General features: G+C 46.0%; 12 protein-coding genes and 1 pseudogene. 12 read left to right on the top strand and 1 reads right to left on the bottom strand.

All coding sequences use genetic code 11. The features are described 5' to 3' along the window. Nucleotides 1-3 precede the first annotated feature (3 nt). Genes fliF through fliJ form a run of 5 tightly spaced genes read left to right on the top strand, consistent with a single transcriptional unit; the run spans nucleotide 4 to nucleotide 5,295 of the window. Nucleotides 4-1,758, top strand: coding sequence for a flagellar basal-body MS-ring/collar protein FliF (gene fliF / locus KHN79_RS20560; RefSeq protein ID WP_182010844.1), 1,755 nt, complete (start codon nucleotides 4-6; stop codon nucleotides 1,756-1,758). Next, entirely contained in the window at nucleotides 1,718-2,740 is a 1,023-nt protein-coding gene (locus tag KHN79_RS20555) for a flagellar motor switch protein FliG (RefSeq protein ID WP_182010845.1), read from the top strand. Before fliF ends, KHN79_RS20555 begins: the two co-directional genes overlap by 41 nt. A 3-nt stretch (nucleotides 2,741-2,743) precedes the next feature. Continuing rightward, the gene (gene fliH, locus KHN79_RS20550; RefSeq protein WP_182010846.1) at nucleotides 2,744-3,496 is read left to right on the top strand and encodes a flagellar assembly protein FliH; all 753 of its coding nucleotides are present in this window, start codon (nucleotides 2,744-2,746) and stop codon (nucleotides 3,494-3,496) included. After that, on the top strand, nucleotides 3,489-4,829 hold the full coding sequence (locus KHN79_RS20545) for a FliI/YscN family ATPase (protein ID WP_182010847.1): 1,341 nt from the start codon (nucleotides 3,489-3,491) through the stop codon (nucleotides 4,827-4,829). Before fliH ends, KHN79_RS20545 begins: the two co-directional genes overlap by 8 nt. Nucleotides 4,830-4,854: 25 nt before the next feature. Continuing rightward, on the top strand, nucleotides 4,855-5,295 hold the full coding sequence (gene fliJ / locus KHN79_RS20540) for a flagellar export protein FliJ (protein WP_182010848.1): 441 nt from the start codon (nucleotides 4,855-4,857) through the stop codon (nucleotides 5,293-5,295). Nucleotides 5,296-5,425: 130 nt separating this feature from the next. On the opposite strand, the gene KHN79_RS20535 is transcribed toward fliJ, so the two are convergent. Then, entirely contained in the window at nucleotides 5,426-6,355 is a 930-nt protein-coding gene (locus KHN79_RS20535; RefSeq protein ID WP_182010849.1) for a LysR family transcriptional regulator, read from the bottom strand. A 313-nt stretch (nucleotides 6,356-6,668) separates the two neighbouring features. On the opposite strand from KHN79_RS20535, the gene KHN79_RS20530 reads away from it, so the two are divergent. The 7 genes and pseudogenes from KHN79_RS20530 (at nucleotide 6,669) to KHN79_RS20500 (ending at nucleotide 15,607) form a co-directional block, all read left to right on the top strand. Next, the gene (locus KHN79_RS20530; protein WP_182010850.1) at nucleotides 6,669-7,364 is read left to right on the top strand and encodes a spondin domain-containing protein; all 696 of its coding nucleotides are present in this window, start codon (nucleotides 6,669-6,671) and stop codon (nucleotides 7,362-7,364) included. Between the two features lie 9 nt (nucleotides 7,365-7,373). Beyond that, a complete protein-coding gene (locus KHN79_RS20525; RefSeq protein ID WP_182010851.1) occupies nucleotides 7,374-8,099 on the top strand; it encodes a spondin domain-containing protein in 726 nt (241 codons plus the stop codon). Nucleotides 8,100-8,294: 195 nt separating this feature from the next. Then, nucleotides 8,295-9,038, top strand: a complete 744-nt coding sequence (locus tag KHN79_RS20520; RefSeq protein WP_182010852.1) for a response regulator transcription factor — start codon at nucleotides 8,295-8,297, stop codon at nucleotides 9,036-9,038. Between the two features lie 12 nt (nucleotides 9,039-9,050). Next, nucleotides 9,051-10,424, top strand: a complete 1,374-nt coding sequence (locus tag KHN79_RS20515) for a HAMP domain-containing sensor histidine kinase (RefSeq protein WP_182010853.1) — start codon at nucleotides 9,051-9,053, stop codon at nucleotides 10,422-10,424. A gap of 447 nt (nucleotides 10,425-10,871) precedes the next feature. Continuing rightward, a complete protein-coding gene (locus KHN79_RS20510; protein WP_182010854.1) occupies nucleotides 10,872-12,290 on the top strand; it encodes an aminotransferase class V-fold PLP-dependent enzyme in 1,419 nt (472 codons plus the stop codon). A gap of 63 nt (nucleotides 12,291-12,353) precedes the next feature. Then, a complete protein-coding gene (locus tag KHN79_RS20505) occupies nucleotides 12,354-13,283 on the top strand; it encodes a transporter substrate-binding domain-containing protein (RefSeq protein ID WP_182010855.1) in 930 nt (309 codons plus the stop codon). Continuing rightward, nucleotides 13,283-15,607, top strand: a pseudogene (locus tag KHN79_RS20500) (EAL domain-containing protein). Before KHN79_RS20505 ends, KHN79_RS20500 begins: the two are co-directional and overlap by 1 nt. Nucleotides 15,608-15,804 lie beyond the last annotated feature (197 nt).

The following is a 15,804-nucleotide window of genomic DNA, read 5'->3' as shown; positions in this document are numbered from 1 at the left end:
TCCATGACTGATATATCTACCAATGTAATGAGCAATCTGGCTGTGAAACCTGAACCGATCAGCGGTTCAGCTTCCGCTAAAGATCCCGGAGAATTCACCCATAAAGTGAAGCAAATCTGGGCGAGCAGTCAGCGTAATCTCGTCTTATCTGCAGTGCTGGCGGCAATCGTCGCTGCCATCATTGTGGTCGCTTTGTGGAGTGCGTCGCAAAGCTATCGCCCGCTATACAGTAAGCAAGAACGATTCGATATCAGTGAAATCGTCTCAGTGCTGGAAGCGGACGGCATCAGCTATCGTCTTCAGGAGCAGAGTGGTCAGGTGCTGGTCCCGGAAGGTGAAGTTGCCCGTCTCCGTATGTTACTTGCGGCTAAGGGTGTAAAAGCGAAGCTGCCGACAGGTTTTGATTCGCTTCAGGAAGACAGCTCACTTGGTACCAGTCAGTTTATGGAAACGGCACGCTACCGTCACGGTCTTGAAGGTGAATTGGTGCGCACGATTATGTCGCTCAACTCGGTATCAAATGCGCGCGTTCATCTTGCCGTTCCGGCCAAAACTCTTTTTGTACGTCAAAACGCTGAGCAACCTTCAGCCTCTGTCATGCTTGAGCTTAAACCAGGTGAAGACCTCAAGCCTGAGCAGGTAGAAGCGGTAGTGAACCTTGTGGTTGGTAGCGTGACTGCCATGAAACCTGAATTTGTCTCTGTAGTCGATCAGTACGGTCGCTTGCTGAGTGCGGATATCGGTTCAACCGAATCGGGCAAGGTGAATGCAAAATATCTCGAATACCAGAAAAATGTCGAGAAGCAGATCATCCAGCGTGCTGCGGACATGCTGACGCCGATTGTGGGGCCAAGTAACTTTCGCGTTCAGGTTGCGGCAAACATGGATTTTAGCCGAGTTGAAGAAACTCAGGAGATCCTGGATAACAATCCGGTCGTCCGTAAAGAGCACACCATCCAGAACAATTCCATCGATAACATCGCGCTTGGTGTACCGGGTACATTAAGTAACTTACCGCCGGTGAATGGCGAAGTTGAGACCAAAGACAGCCAAAACACCAATGCTCGCGCAGAAGTGAATCGTCAGTATGCAGTAGGCAGCAGTGTTCGACGTACTCAGCATCAGCAGGGACAGATTGAAAAGATCAGCGTCTCCATCCTTCTGAACGATGCCGCGGCACCTAACGGAACAAACTGGCTGCCGGGTGAGAAAGAACAGATCTCAACCATGATCTCAGATGCTGTTGGTATCACTGCTGAGCGCGGTGACCGACTAAGCATGATGAGCTTCAATTTCATGCCGATTAGCATTGAAGCTCCGCCGACGATTCCTTGGTGGCAGGATCCTACCATTCAGCAGCCATTACGTTACGCAATTGGCGGTATGCTGGGTTTAGCGATGATCTTCTTTGTTCTGCGTCCGTTAATTATGCATGTGACAGGAGCGGATAAGGCATCACGTGAAGTTCAGCCTGCTGCGGATCAAGAGGAGCACCTCTACGACAACATGCAAACCCGTGAGGAGCGTGAACGGGAAGAACTGCTCAACCGCCGTTTAATGGAAAAGGGAATAACAGCTTCAACCGGACTTGATGTGAGCAATGATATGTTGCCGCCGCCGGGATCTCCTTTGGAAATACAGCTTAAACACCTGCAGCTAATCGCGAATGAAGAGCCAGAGCGAGTTGCCGAAGTACTGAAACAATGGGTAAATGTTAATGAATACACAACAGCCAGCGCAGCAACAAGCAACGCTTAATCAAGTTGAACAAACGGCACTTGTACTGCTTGGTATGGGTGAAGATGCGGCAGCGAAAGTTCTGCGTCATTTTAGCCGTGATGAGACTCAACGGGTAACCAAAGCCATGGCGCGTTTAAGCGGCATTAAAAGTGATAGTGCTTATGGCGTAATTCAGAGTTTCTTCGAGGACTTTCGTCAGCACAGTGGTATTCGCGGAGCGTCCAAAGAGTATTTATCAAACACATTGAGAAAAGCCCTTGGTAACGATCTCGCGAAAGGCTTGCTGAATAACATTTACGGTGATGAAATCCAGAATAATATGCAGCGCCTGCAGTGGGTTGATGCTGAAATACTCGCGCGGTTCATTGCTGGTGAGCATCCGGAAATGCAGGCCATTTTTCTAGCGTATTTGCCCGCTGAAAGTTCTTCTCTTGTGCTTAAGCACCTGCCTGACGATTACCATGACGAACTTCTGTACCGAATCGCTTCTTTACAGGATATCGACCACCAGATCGTCAGAGATCTTAATGATCTGATTGAGCGTTGCATTGAACAGGTTTCGATCGCTCAGAGTGCACCGCTCTCCGGCGTTAAACAGGTAGCGGATATTATTAACCGTTACGATGGCGATCGCGGTTCTCTTATGGAAATGCTTAAGCTGCATGATGAAGAGATGGTCGGTAAAGTTGAACAGAACATGTTTGACTTTATGGTGCTGGCGCGTCAGCGGGAAGACACCATTGTTAAGCTGGTACAGTTAATTCCGGTTGATCTTTGGGGTGTGGCGCTGAAAGGTGCTGAAATCACTATTCAGCAGGCTATAAAAGCCTCTATGCCGCAGCGTATGGCAAAAGCCCTGGAAGATGATATGCAGGCTCGTGGTGCTGTTCCGGTTAGCCGTGTGGAAAGCGCACGCCAGGAAATTATGGCCCTGGTCCGTGAACTTCATGACTCAGGCGAAATTGAGTTGCTGCTCTATGAAGAGCCAACTGTGGAGTAAACTATGTCGGCGACAAAATCGAACTTACTCAATGGGGCTGCTTCCGGCTATCGTGTTCACCGGTTTCCTCCTTTGGCTCAGCCCGTGCGTAAAGAGAGCGAAATACACACAGATGAGAGCTGGCAGGATGCGCAAGCTGATTTGCAACAGCAGCTAGAAGCAGGTTTCCAGCAAGGGATTGACCAGGGTCATCAGGAAGGCTTTCGTCAGGGGCTGGAACAAGGTAAGCAGCAAGGATTAGCGGAAGGTCAGAAAGAGGGCTTCCAGAAGGGTTTTGCCTCCGGGGAGCAATCAGGCCAGCAGTCATTCATCCAAGCGGCACAGCCAGTACATCAACTCTATCAGGCGCTTTCTAACTGGCAAGATGAACGCGAACAGCAGCAGCGACACATCATCTGTGAACTGGTGCAAAAAGTGGCTCAGCAGGTCATTAGGGCGGAGCTTACTCTCCGCCCTCAGCAAATTCTCTCTCTGGTTGATGAGATCCTCGAGGCCATGCCTGGTAAGTCAGAGAAAATCACTGTACATCTGAACCCTCAGGATCTTGAGCGTATCACGCAGGTGAACTCTGACCTTCCGGATGAATGGAAGTTGGTTGCGAATCCGGAACTGTCCGTCGGCGGATGTCACGTTGTGACAGAGGAAGCGGAAGCTGATGCGAGTTGTGACTCTCGTCTGGAAGTGTGCATGGACAATGTGAAACAACATCTTCTCGATGAAGCCACGCCATTAGTAGCAGAAGGTCTTGATGGGTAACACATTCGAAAATGACATGCTCTCTGAGCGAATGAATGGGGCGTTAGCATCGCTCGATTCTGTACCGGTTGCAAAAGTGACCGGACGCTTAGTCAAAGTAAGTGGCTTTATGCTCCAGGCTGTTGGTTGCAGGTTCAAACTTGAACAACGCTGTTTAGTGGAAACCGCTGAGGGCGAGATGATTGAAGCCCAAGTTGTTGGCTTTGATCATTCAGTCGCTTACTTAATTCCAATCAGCCGACTGGGCGGCCTGTTTGCTGGTGCGAAAGTGGTACCCCTTGATGGTGACAGTACAATCCAGTTGAGTGAAAAGTGGCTGGGCCGCGTCGTTAATGGCTTGGGTGAAGCGCTCGATGACGGGCCGAAACTTCAGGGCGGTGAACGCGTGTCACTGCACCCGAATCCTATTAACCCACTTAAGCGTCGTCCGGTGGATACTCCTCTGGACGTGGGTGTACGCACGATTAACGGGTTATTAACCATAGGTAAAGGTCAGCGTATCGGCCTGATGGCGGGTAGTGGCGTAGGTAAAAGTGTGTTGATGGGAATGATTACCCAAAATACCGAAGCCGATGTGATTGTGGTAGGCCTGATTGGTGAGCGTGGACGTGAAGTCAGGGAGTTTGTTGAGCGTAATCTGACACCTGAAACTCGTCACAAAGCCATCATTATTGCAGCGCCTGCGGATGAGTCTCCGTTAATGAGGCTTAGAGCGACGCTACTTTGTCACCGTGTTGCGGAATATTTCCGTGACAGAGGCAAAGACGTACTGCTGCTTATGGACTCGTTAACCCGCTATGCAATGGCGCAGCGTGAGATCGCGCTGTCATTAGGCGAGCCTCCTGTCTCTCGAGGCTATCCGCCTTCAGTGTTCAATATTCTACCCCAGCTTTTAGAGCGTTCAGGAAACGGCGAAAACCATGACGGCAGTCTGACTGCGATTTATACCGTTCTTGCTGCCGGAGATGATCAGCAAGATCCGGTTGTCGATTCCGCGCGCGCTATTCTTGACGGACATGTGGTACTGACAAGGAAGCTGGCCGAGCAGGGCCATTATCCTGCCATAGACATTAACGCTTCGGTCAGCCGTTGTATGTCGGCATGTACTCAGCCTGCGCATTTGACGGTTGTGCAGAACTTCCGGCAGATGTACTCCAATTATCTTCAGGTTAAAGATCTCCTCCCATTGGGCGGATATCAGCCCGGACAAGATCATGAGTTGGACAGAGCTGTTTCTTTATACCCACAGCTTAGAGCATACCTTCAGCAGTCTGCCGATACCGCTGTCGATTATAAAACTAGCTTGACCGAACTGGCGCAGCTGTTCCAGTAAATTTACTCGATAGGGGATAAACACGATGGAAGCAAAATTAAGAGCAGTCGGACAGTTTCAGAAGATACAGGAAAAAAGCCGCGATCTTATGTCTCAGCAGCTTGAGTCTATGCGCCAGCAACATACGCAGACACAAGGTAAGCTTGAACAGCTTGCTCAGTTACGAACTATTACCGGCAGTTCGGTACGTAACGCAGTCAGTTTAAACAGCGAGGCGCTGATGAATTTAAACCGCGTTGATCAGATGCTGCAACGATTTATTGTCCATCAGGAGAGTGAGCAGGCGGTGATGCAGGCTCAGTGTTCTTCTCTGCAAAAGCAGCTTGAACATAAGCACATGAAAGTAAAAGGCCTGGAGAAGGTTGTTGAAAGCTGGCAGTCAGAGCTAAAAATTCAGAAACAGCAGCTTGAAGACAATGCAACTGAAGAGATCGTGAATAGCCGTTTCAAGATGAAACTGTTCTGAACAGTACCATCCCAACTGTTTCCCTGAGGCGCGCCTAAATGATGGCTCAGGGCATTAAATAACTTATGGCATTAAACAGACGAGCTATAGCAGCTTCTCCCCTAACCAAAAGCAGAATAAACCAGCCTGTTTAATTGTGGGTTGAGCCCTTTGATACGAGATGCTCGTTGACGAAATCGATGAATACCCGTAAACGCGCTGGCATGTACTTTGTCTGCGGGTACTGCATAGCAATAGCGCCATGATAGTTACTTTTAATCATCCAGTCCGAGAGCACTTCAACGACTTCTTCTCGCTCTAGCGCATCTTTAACCACAAAATCGTGAAAGATACCGATGCCTAATCCAGCTTTTACCCCGTTTAAACGCATTTGTGAGTGGTTAACGGCGTAACGGCCTCTTACCGCAACGGAGTGAAAGGCCTCTTCTTTAAAGAACGACCAGATGTTGTCTTTATCGTTTTCTGCAAGATAAATACAGTCATGTTTTTCCAACTGAGTCGGATGATCAGGCATGCCGTGTTGGGCCAGATAGTCCGGGGATGCGCACAATACGAGATTGGTTTTACTGATCTCTTTCAGCACCAGGTTTTCGTCGGGTTTGTCAGTCAGTTTAAAGGCTACGTCTATTCCTTCTCGGAACAAGTCGATTTCGCCATCTGCAGCGCGGAGTTTTAACTGAATTTCCGGATATCGTTGTAAAAAAGGCAACACAAAAGGCTGAAGTACCGAATTCAGGAATGCCTCTGGAGCGGCAACCGTTAATGCGCCAGTTGGTTCAGTATGATCTTCCGCCGACAGTTCCACCGCTTGCTGGGCAGCGTTAACCATCGCAATACTCTGGTCGTAGACCTTTTGCCCGGCCTGGGTGATAAGAAGTTTGCGTGTGGTACGTTCAAATAACTTCACCGAAAGCGCATGCTCTAATCGCGTGATCAACTTACTCAGTGCAGACGGGGTAACCCCGAGCTTTTTTGCGGCGGCGGTAAAGCTGCCTTCATTGACGACCAGGATAAATGAAGCAAGATCTGGCAGCAGGGCGATAAGTTTTGGATTAACCATAAGTTTCGGTGTTGTCGAACGGAATGGGGGTATTTTCCGGTACGGTTGAAATTGGTTCAAGTGTATGCGTCGTGCTTTCGTGATATTTTTCGCTCAAAGGCGTTAAGTTGCTGATTATCAGCGGTAATGGAACGATATCTACTCATGTGAGGTACCCGGTCAGAAGTTGTGAGAAATTTATGAGAGTTTGATGAGGTTGCCGGTAGAACTACTTGTCATGCTTAGAGGCAAGAACGGTAATCGTTCGACGAGCAATCTTACCCAGGCCGCTTTATAGGCTTGAGGAACACTCTCATTAAAGGATGGATTCACAATGAAAAAACGTACCCAGCTTGGCCTCGCCATTACTTCGGTTGCCATTACTGTTGCTTCTGCGCTTGGCGCAGCGTCAGTCAACGCGGCAGAACTGGAGATCACCATAACCAACGCCACCAAAGGCATCTATTTTACCCCACTTATTGTAGCAGCGCATGGTTCTGATCTGCATATGTTCAGAGTGGGAGAGGCTGCAACATCTGAGCTTGAATCGATGGCGGAAGAAGGTGACATTTCAGGTTTATCCAGTGTAATTGGCAACGCTGGTGGCGCAGTGCTGGAAAATCCGGCTGGTGGCTTTCTTGACCCCGGTACTGAAACCACATTTACATTCGACAGTGGTGAGCATGCCTACCTTTCTCTCGGTGCAATGCTTTTACCGACTAATGACGGGTTCGTTGGATTAGATAGCTGGAAAATTCCCGAAGAAGCAGGAACTTATAAAGCAACGTTAAACAGTTATGATGCCGGTACCGAAGCTAATGACGAGTTAATGGCCAGTATTCCTAATCCTCCCTTTATTACTTTTGGCAGCGGAGGTACCGGGGTGGAAACGGCGGTTTCTAACGACAAAGTTCACGTACATCCGGGGAACTTAGGTGACAGCGATCCAGTGGATGGATTAAGTGATCTCGACAGTAGTAGCCATCGCTGGTTAAATCCGGTTGCGACCATCGTCATCGAAGTGAAGTAAGGGGGATGTATGAAATACAAAATCTTACTCGCGGCAGCCTCAGTTGCTATATTGGCAGGTTGTTCTGACAGCGATACTGACGTAATAAAGTCATACACATATACGGTCAGTGTGGAGAACTTAACCGCAAATCAGCCTATGTCTCCGCTGGCGGTACTTGTTCATAACAGCGATTTCCAACTGTTTGAGGTTGGCCACAGTGCATCGGTTGCATTAGAGCACTTAGCTGAAGGCGGCAGTAATGCTGAGCTGATAGCCATGATGAATGATGACGACAATATTGATCAAGGTATATCTGGTAATGGTTTGTTGCTTCCAGGAGCTTCTGATGAGGTGACCATCTCGATAAACCCAAACCGCTTCGGTTATTTATCGGTGGCGTCAATGTTGGTAAATACTTATTTATCGGTGGCGTCAATGTTGGTAAATACTAATGATGCTTTTGTGGGAGAGGCTGGGTTGTCGCTTAAATCGCTCGCGGTTGGTGAAAGCTACATAATGAACATGAACGTGTGGGATTCCGGAACCGAGCTTAATGATGAACTTGCGGCGACGATTCCGGGGCCAGCTGGTGGCGGTGAAGGCTTTAATGCTGATCGGAACGACAGTTCTGACATAGTCTCTTTCCATGCGGGAGTTATCAGCCAGGATGACGGATTGACGGATTCTGCGTTGTCCGCAAATCACCGATTTCTTAACCCTGGAGCGAAGGTTACTATCACTCGAATTGAATAGTGACTCAAACAGAGTAGTTACTTGAATAAAACGGTGATACGAACAGAATAATCCCAGATTCCGGCGGCTCTCTCCCTCACTTTTGATCTTTCCGTTGCCGCCGGATCCTTTTTTGAAATAAAGCCTGCTTATATCCGGTCATGTGCAGAATGAGGCTTCTCAAAGGCAGAGAAAGTCATCGGCAGGGGAAAGATCATGGCTCAACAGGCGATTCACCCAGCGGCCAATTTAGCGGCGAACATTTTGCTGGTCGAAGATGACAACGATTTGGCAGAACTGATTCAAATGCATCTTAAGTTTCAGGGACATAGTGTTCAACGGGTCATTAGCATCGAAAAAGGTGAAGAGGAATATCGGCGGCAGGTTTTTGATTTAGTCATCCTTGATCGGGGTTTACCAGATGGAGATGGTTTGGCATTTTGCCATTACCTGCGTCAGCAACAGGACTGGACTCCGGTATTGGTGCTGACCGCTAGAGACAGCGAGATGGACAAAGTCGAAGGGTTAGAGGCCGACGTCGACGACTACATCACGAAACCCTTTAGTGTGCTGGAGTTTCAGGCTCGGGTGAGGAATGTACTGCGCCGGATTAAGCAGGTGACGGAAAAGGAACCGCAACGGCCAGAGTGTGAAAGCGTTTTAAATTTCGGTTCATTAAAGATTGTTCCGGATTTACATCAGGTATCGCTTAATAATCAGGATGTCTCGCTGACGGCTACGGAGTTCTCTTTGTTGCAGTTCCTCGCGACACGCCCGGGCAGAGTATACAGCAAAGATGAGTTGCTTGATCACGTCTGGAACACCAACCACGCAGGATATCATCACACGGTTTGCAGCACCATTAACCGCTTGCGGTCAAAGTTACTCCTGCCGGATTCTGAGCATCACTTTATCCAAACTGTCTGGGGTGTCGGTTACAAATTTCTGCCACATCAATGAGGAGGTGTCAGGATGAGTTTTAAATCCCGTTTGGTGGTGTTTACCACGGTGTGGTTTTGTCTGACAGCTGCGGCTATTGCACTGACTTACAACTGGCAAAAAGAGACCATTGAGCTTCGCACTCAGCAGAGCTTACACAAAGACCTGGCCAGTCATATGCGTGATGATAACCCGTTAATGATCGGAACGGATTATAATCCCAAGGCGCTAAAATCTATCTTTCATACTCTGATGTTGATTGGCCCTGATTTTGAAATTTACTTTCTTGATAGCCAGGGCAATGTCACTACACATGCTGCCCCGGAAGGGACTGAGCTATTGGCCTCGGTAAGTCTATCGCCGATAAAGCAGTTTTTACGTGATGAGCCTTTTCCTATTTTGGGTGATGACCCGCGAAATCGTGATGCGCATAAAGTGTTTTCTGTTGCTGCGATTGAGGAGTTCGGCTCAACTGTTGGTTATTTGTACGTGGTGATAGGCAGCTCCAGACATACTGCGATAGCCGATGCGCAAGTCGATACGCCGTACATTGCGCTAGCAGGTCTGGTTTTACTTTCCATAGTAGGTTTTGCATTTGGTGCTTACGTGCTGGTGAAGCGCAGTTTTCTCAACCCGATTGCCCATGTGGCGGATCAATTGCAACAGCAGGCAGAGCACGGTTTCCGCCTGAAGCCGGAGTTTGTTCATCAGGTTCCGGAGCTGGTTCCTGTTGCTCACTCTTACCATCTGATGGCAAAGCACATTCAGCAGCAGTTTCTGCAACTCGAGTATCAGCCTTCCCACCGCCGTCAGAGTCTCCTTCAGCTCAGCCATGATCTGAAGACTCCGCTTTCGAGCGTGCTGGGGTATTTAGAAACGTGGCGATTACAGCATCCGGAGTCTGATCCCCTTATCGACGTGGCTTTCCGCAACGGTGAAAAACTCTCCGGACAGCTGCATACATTGCTCGATGAGGCGAAAAAAGAGACCACATCGCCGAGCTATGATTATCTTCCTGTCAATCTGGCAGAACTGATGACGGAATGCGCCGAAACGATGCAAAATCAGTTTCAGAACAAGAGGGTTACCTTGAGTGTTGATATGGCCGAGAAAGTGCAGACCATTGGGGATAAGGGGTTACTGGAAAGGGTGTTGTTAAATTTGCTTGAAAATGCTCTACGTCATAGCCCGCCGAAGTCAACGATACATTGTCGGGTCAGCTTCAGTGAAGATAAGTCAAATGTTCACTTTACACTTTCTAACCCCGTCGATAAGGGGGCTCAGAAGGGATCTTTAGGTATCGGAACTAAAATTGTGCAGTCTATTCTAATGTTGCATCATAGTTACTTAGAGACAGATATTACCTCTTCCATGTTTACGCAGCGGTTCACACTTCTGGCTGTATGAATTGAGTGTTAATTCAAGGCGGTTCAAGAGGATGATGGACTGTTGATCTAAACAGGTAAAAATAAGTTCACCTGTATATACATCATCAACTCATACTAAACTGTATAGATTGTTTTTGTTTTTTTGCACTAAAATGTTTAGCAAAATAACCACTTAGAGTAAGAAAAAAGTTTAAGTTTTCCGACCCCGCCTTCCCGGTTTTCTGATGTCGTTTCAAACCTAATCAAAAAGCAATGTCCATACTTTTTTCATATGAAATACGCCAACTATCTCTGGCGGTGAATTTGATGTTTTTATCTTCATTTTGAATATAAAAGTGGAACTAACGTCACTTTTGTGTAGTGATGTAAATTAAACTTAAGTTTTAATAAGTAATAATGTTTCAGTAACAGAGAGTTACGTATTCAGAATAACAATATGATGTCTATTTTTAATAAGGAATAACAAATGAGCAACAAGGAGTCTACTCAGACGAATCAAAGTCGCCGTAATTTTCTGAAAGGCGCAACGGGTGCCGTTGTGGCAGGGGTTAGCGCTTCTGCTTTTTCTAGCTCAGCGCTAGCTGGCGAGCAGAAAATTGACTGGAGCAGTAATGGTCTAGGTAGCAAAAACGATAAGCACTTTTGGCGTAAAGTGCAAAAGCAGTTCGTTTTGGATAAAAAAACAACTTACATGAACATCGGCACAACAGGTTCTATGCCTAAGCATGTTCTGGAAGGCTACGAAGAAAACAACAGATTGATCGCCACACACCCATGGGATATGCAAGGTAAGTTTGGTTCTTGGCCATATGTAACGGATATGGCGGCAGAAATTGCTGCTGGCTTTGGCGCCGATCCAGAAGAAATTATCCTGAGCCGCAATACGACTGATGGATTATGTACGATCATCAATGGTCTGCACTTCGAGGAAGGTGATGTAATTCTAACGACCCACCATGAGCATGCTGGTGCTATTTCTCAACTTAATATCGCTAAGAATCGCTTCGGTGCAGAGGTTGTAGAGATTCAGCTTCCGGTGTTTACCGGAACTGAAGAAGTGACAGAAGATGATTATATTGAAGCGTTCCGTGAAGCGATTGAAATTCATCAAAATGTACGCTTGATAGTATTCTCTCATGTGACATACAAAACAGGCTCGACTCTACCGGCTAAGGCAATATGTGATCTAGCGAAAGCAAACAACATTCCTACCATTATTGATGGTGCCCACACTATAGGTATGCTCGATCTTGATTTCCATGACATAGACTGTGATTTTTATGCAGGTTCTGGCCATAAGTGGCAGTGTGGAGCTGGTGCGACTGGTATTCTATATGTGCGTAAAGGTGAGAACGTTCTTGGTGAACGCTTGAATGAATACTGGAACGACCGAAAAAACCCGCTGTGGTTGATTAACTCATCACTCTCTCATGCCGAGTACATGGGTAAACAGATCCAGCTGCAGTATTGTGGTAACGATAATTTCCCAGCGAAACAAGCACTAACCGATAGCTGTAAAATGTGGGATGAGATCGGACGAGATCGTATTGAGGAGCGTGTACTAGCACTGGGAGCGCAATGCAAAGTATCGCTAGCTGAGGCACTGCCACAAGCTAAAATTTTCTCTCCGAATGTTGAGGGGTTAACCAGTGGTATTACAACGTTTAACCCTTTCTCTGATGTTACAGACGGCGCAATTCTCACTGAGTTTCGTGACCGCCTGAGAGAAGAGTATGGATATATCATCCGTACGACAAGTTTCAAGCTGTATAAAGATGATGGCTTCGATACTTATGCACTTCGTATCTCGACTCACTTGTTCCATGATGAACAAGATGTAGAAGGTCTGGTTCAGGCAATCACAGACTTGTACTATTCATTTTAAAGTTGTAGATCCTCAAGCGCCCTCTATTGGGCGCTTTGTTTGTGGTAGGAAAAGTTATTTACTATGTCAGTCAGTATTATTAAGAGAGCTGTAACAGCGCTGGGGTTAATTACAGCTACTGTTGTATCAGCTCCAACGTGGTCATATGACCTAGAAGAAGTCCGCGAAAGTGGTGTATTGCGTCATATCGGTGTTTCTTACGCCAATTTTGTCTCCTATATTGAGCAGGGAGAAATACAAACACTGACGGGGTTTGATGTAGACATAGTAAAAGGCTTTGCTCAATCACTTGGTGTACGTTACGAGTATGTCCCAGCTCAGTGGAGTAACATGCTTGGTAAGCTCACTGGCCAGCACGTTAAGTACCAGGATAAACGTGCAGTACTAGGAGAGCACACACCAGTTGAAGGGGACTTGATCGCAAATGGTGTGACCATTTTAGACTGGCGAAGTGAAGTGGTCGATTTTTCGCAGGACTATTTCCCATCAGGCGTTTGGTTGGTATCCAGAACCGATTCAACACTCTCTCCAATTAAACCAAGCGGCTCGATTGATGACGATATAGAGAGCGTCAAAAAGCTGATTGACGGCAGAGACGTGTTAGCTCTGGAGCATTCTTGTCTTGATCCTAATCTTTATGACTTGTATGACACCGGGGCAAATGTGATTCTGCCGGATGGTCACCGTCTTCTTAATGAGATGGTTCCGGCAATCATGAAGAACGATGCTGAGAGCACCTTGTTAGATGTTGCAGATACACTTATCGCTTTAGAAAAGTGGCCAGGTGAAGTAAAAGTGATTGGCCCGATATCTGAAAACCAAAAGATGGCGGTTGCTTTTCGCAAAGACTCACCGCAATTACGCAAAGCGTTTGACCAATATTTAGACTCTATTAAAAAAGATGGAACTTACGAAAGGTTAGTAAAGAAGTATTATCCGTCTATTTACTATTTTTATAATGATTACTTCATGGAAGACAGTAAGAAAAATTAATGAAAAAGTCCGCTAAAAGAATTTCCAGTAAGAAATTATAACAATAAGCGCAATACTAGTTTCCATTTATTTGGCGATGATTATTGTTATTACTAGTCTTGGACAAAATAAGTTAAAAGAATCTCAATACAGAGAGCTGGATTTAAAAGTAAAAAGCTATGCAAGTAAATTAGATAACTTGTTTACCATAGCTAGCGAAGATATCGACAACTTATCTGGTGACAGAGCTGTTCAGTCATTTTTTGCTAATTTAGCTTCTGGCATGTCCATGGAGTATGGTTTAGGAGCAAGTCTGTTTAACCTTAAACTTCGCTTTGACAACAAAATTGACAGTAAAAAAAATTAATGGCAGTAACATATATAGTAAATTGGCGCTGATTGGTAGTGATGGTAAGACTATCGTTACCACAGGCTCTGAACCATTAGAATTATTGGATGTTAGCCAGTTTACGAACGACCATGACCATGTTGAAGAGGTATACGCCTATTCGGATGGTAGTTCTAAACTCATTCAGGTTGTTAAGAAAGTTGAATTCTCCGGAAAACGCGTTGCGTTTATTGTCGCTGATATTGATCCTGATGTAGTTATTGACCAACTTACTAATCAAGAACATAAAGACAGTGGCAGCCGTATGGTACTCAATATTAAAGATGTTGAGATGGTCGTGTGGGACTCTATTTCCGGAAGTTTAGTTGATAGCAGCCATGAAAGTGAATCTGTGGCTAAAGAACTTTCTGGGAAAATATATTTTGAAATTCCGGTAGACCGATACCACTTCAAATTAAGAGCCTGGTTCAAGCCTCTGAATGAAAGTGCTATTTATACTTCTCGACTATTTATTGTCGGATTAAGTATTCTGGCAGTGATGATTGTCATTGGTTTGTGCTATGCGTTTGTTGCTAATAACAATCGAATAGAATTAAAGATAAAGCTGGAAGAAGAGAAAAAGCGCAAAGATATACTTTCACAGCAAAATGAAAAATTAACGAATGAGATAGAGCGTCGTAAAGCGTCTGAAAAAGAGCTCGAGTTCCAGGCCAAATATGACACTTTAACGAATTTGCCTAATCGAAGTTATGGCTCCGAGCGACTTGAGTCAGAGCTGATTCGTGCATCCCGCAATGGCTCTAAAGTCCTCGTCATGTTTATCGATTTGGATCATTTCAAACAGATTAATGACTCGATGGGGCATATTGTCGGTGATGAAATTCTAAAACTCAGCGCACAACGCTTGCACTGCGTAACAAGAAAAACGGATCTGTTAGCCCGAATTGGTGGTGATGAGTTCTTGTTGGTTGTACCTGACTTACCTGACAATGATACCGCCAAACGTGTTGCTTCAAGCGTACTTTCAGCATTTGATAAACCGTTAGTTTGGAACACGCATGAATTCTTCCTATCTAGCAGTATAGGGATGTCTGTCTACCCTGACGATGGAGACAGCGCTCAACAACTGCTGGCTTGTGCTGATATGGCGATGTATCGGGTGAAGGAAGATGGCCGTGACGCATTCTGTTTTTATAATCAAAACATGAATCAAGATTTACAGCGCTACCTTGATCTGGAAAGTCGTTTACGTAACGCCATCGCTAATCAATCATTAGAGCTTTATTATCAGCCGATTATTGAACTGAAAAGTGGCCAGATTGTCGGCGCAGAAGCTTTGATGCGCTGGAAAGATGAGAAGTACGGATTTGTTAATCCTGATGAGTTCATCTCTATTGCAGAGAAAAACGGCTTAATTCACCAAGTGGGTGAGTTTGCAATTCAACAAGCTTGCCTTCAGGCAGCGCAATGGCAAGCTATCACGCCATTGTTTATGTCGGTTAACTTCTCTAGTGTTCAGTTCCGTTATTGCGAACGTTTACTTGAATTTATTAAGAAGTGTTTAAACGAATCCGGTCTTCCTACTGATAAGTTTGATGTAGAAGTAACAGAAAGCTTGCTCTTCAATCATGATCAAAGTTTACTAGACATGCTGGATAACTTAAGAGCACTGGGCACCAAACTGACGATTGATGATTTTGGTACCGGCTACTCGGCCCTAAGTTACTTACAGAAGTTTCCATTTGACCGTCTGAAGATTGACCGCGCATTTATGCAGAACGTGTTTGAAAACGATTCTGACCGAGAACTGGTTAATGTAATCATTGCAATGGCCAAGGCTCTGAATCTGAAGATCGTTGCTGAAGGTATCGAAGAGCGTCGTCATGTAGATTACCTTAACGAGCGAAACTGTGAGTTTGGCCAAGGTTTCTACTATAGCCGTCCACTGCCAGCCGAGGAGTTTGAAGCGTTACTGAAACAAGCACCTTGGCAATAAACCTTTCTAATACAATGCCCTACAAAAGCATTAATGATATTTGTGCTTCAGATTCATTAATGCTTTTCCACCTCAAGGGATAATCGCTGTCCCTGCTTTGAATTACACTACAATTAATTGATAAATGATCGCCGTTGACGCCCGTCACATAAAGGCTAAATCAAATTCAAAGCGAACAAGTTCTCGCCAAAATACTC

Source organism: Vibrio sp. B1FLJ16, from assembly GCF_905175385.1.
Classification (GTDB): Bacteria; Pseudomonadota; Gammaproteobacteria; order Enterobacterales; family Vibrionaceae; genus Vibrio.
The sequence above is the reverse complement of the archived record's forward strand: the minus strand, read 5'-3'. Positions and strand labels throughout refer to the sequence as shown.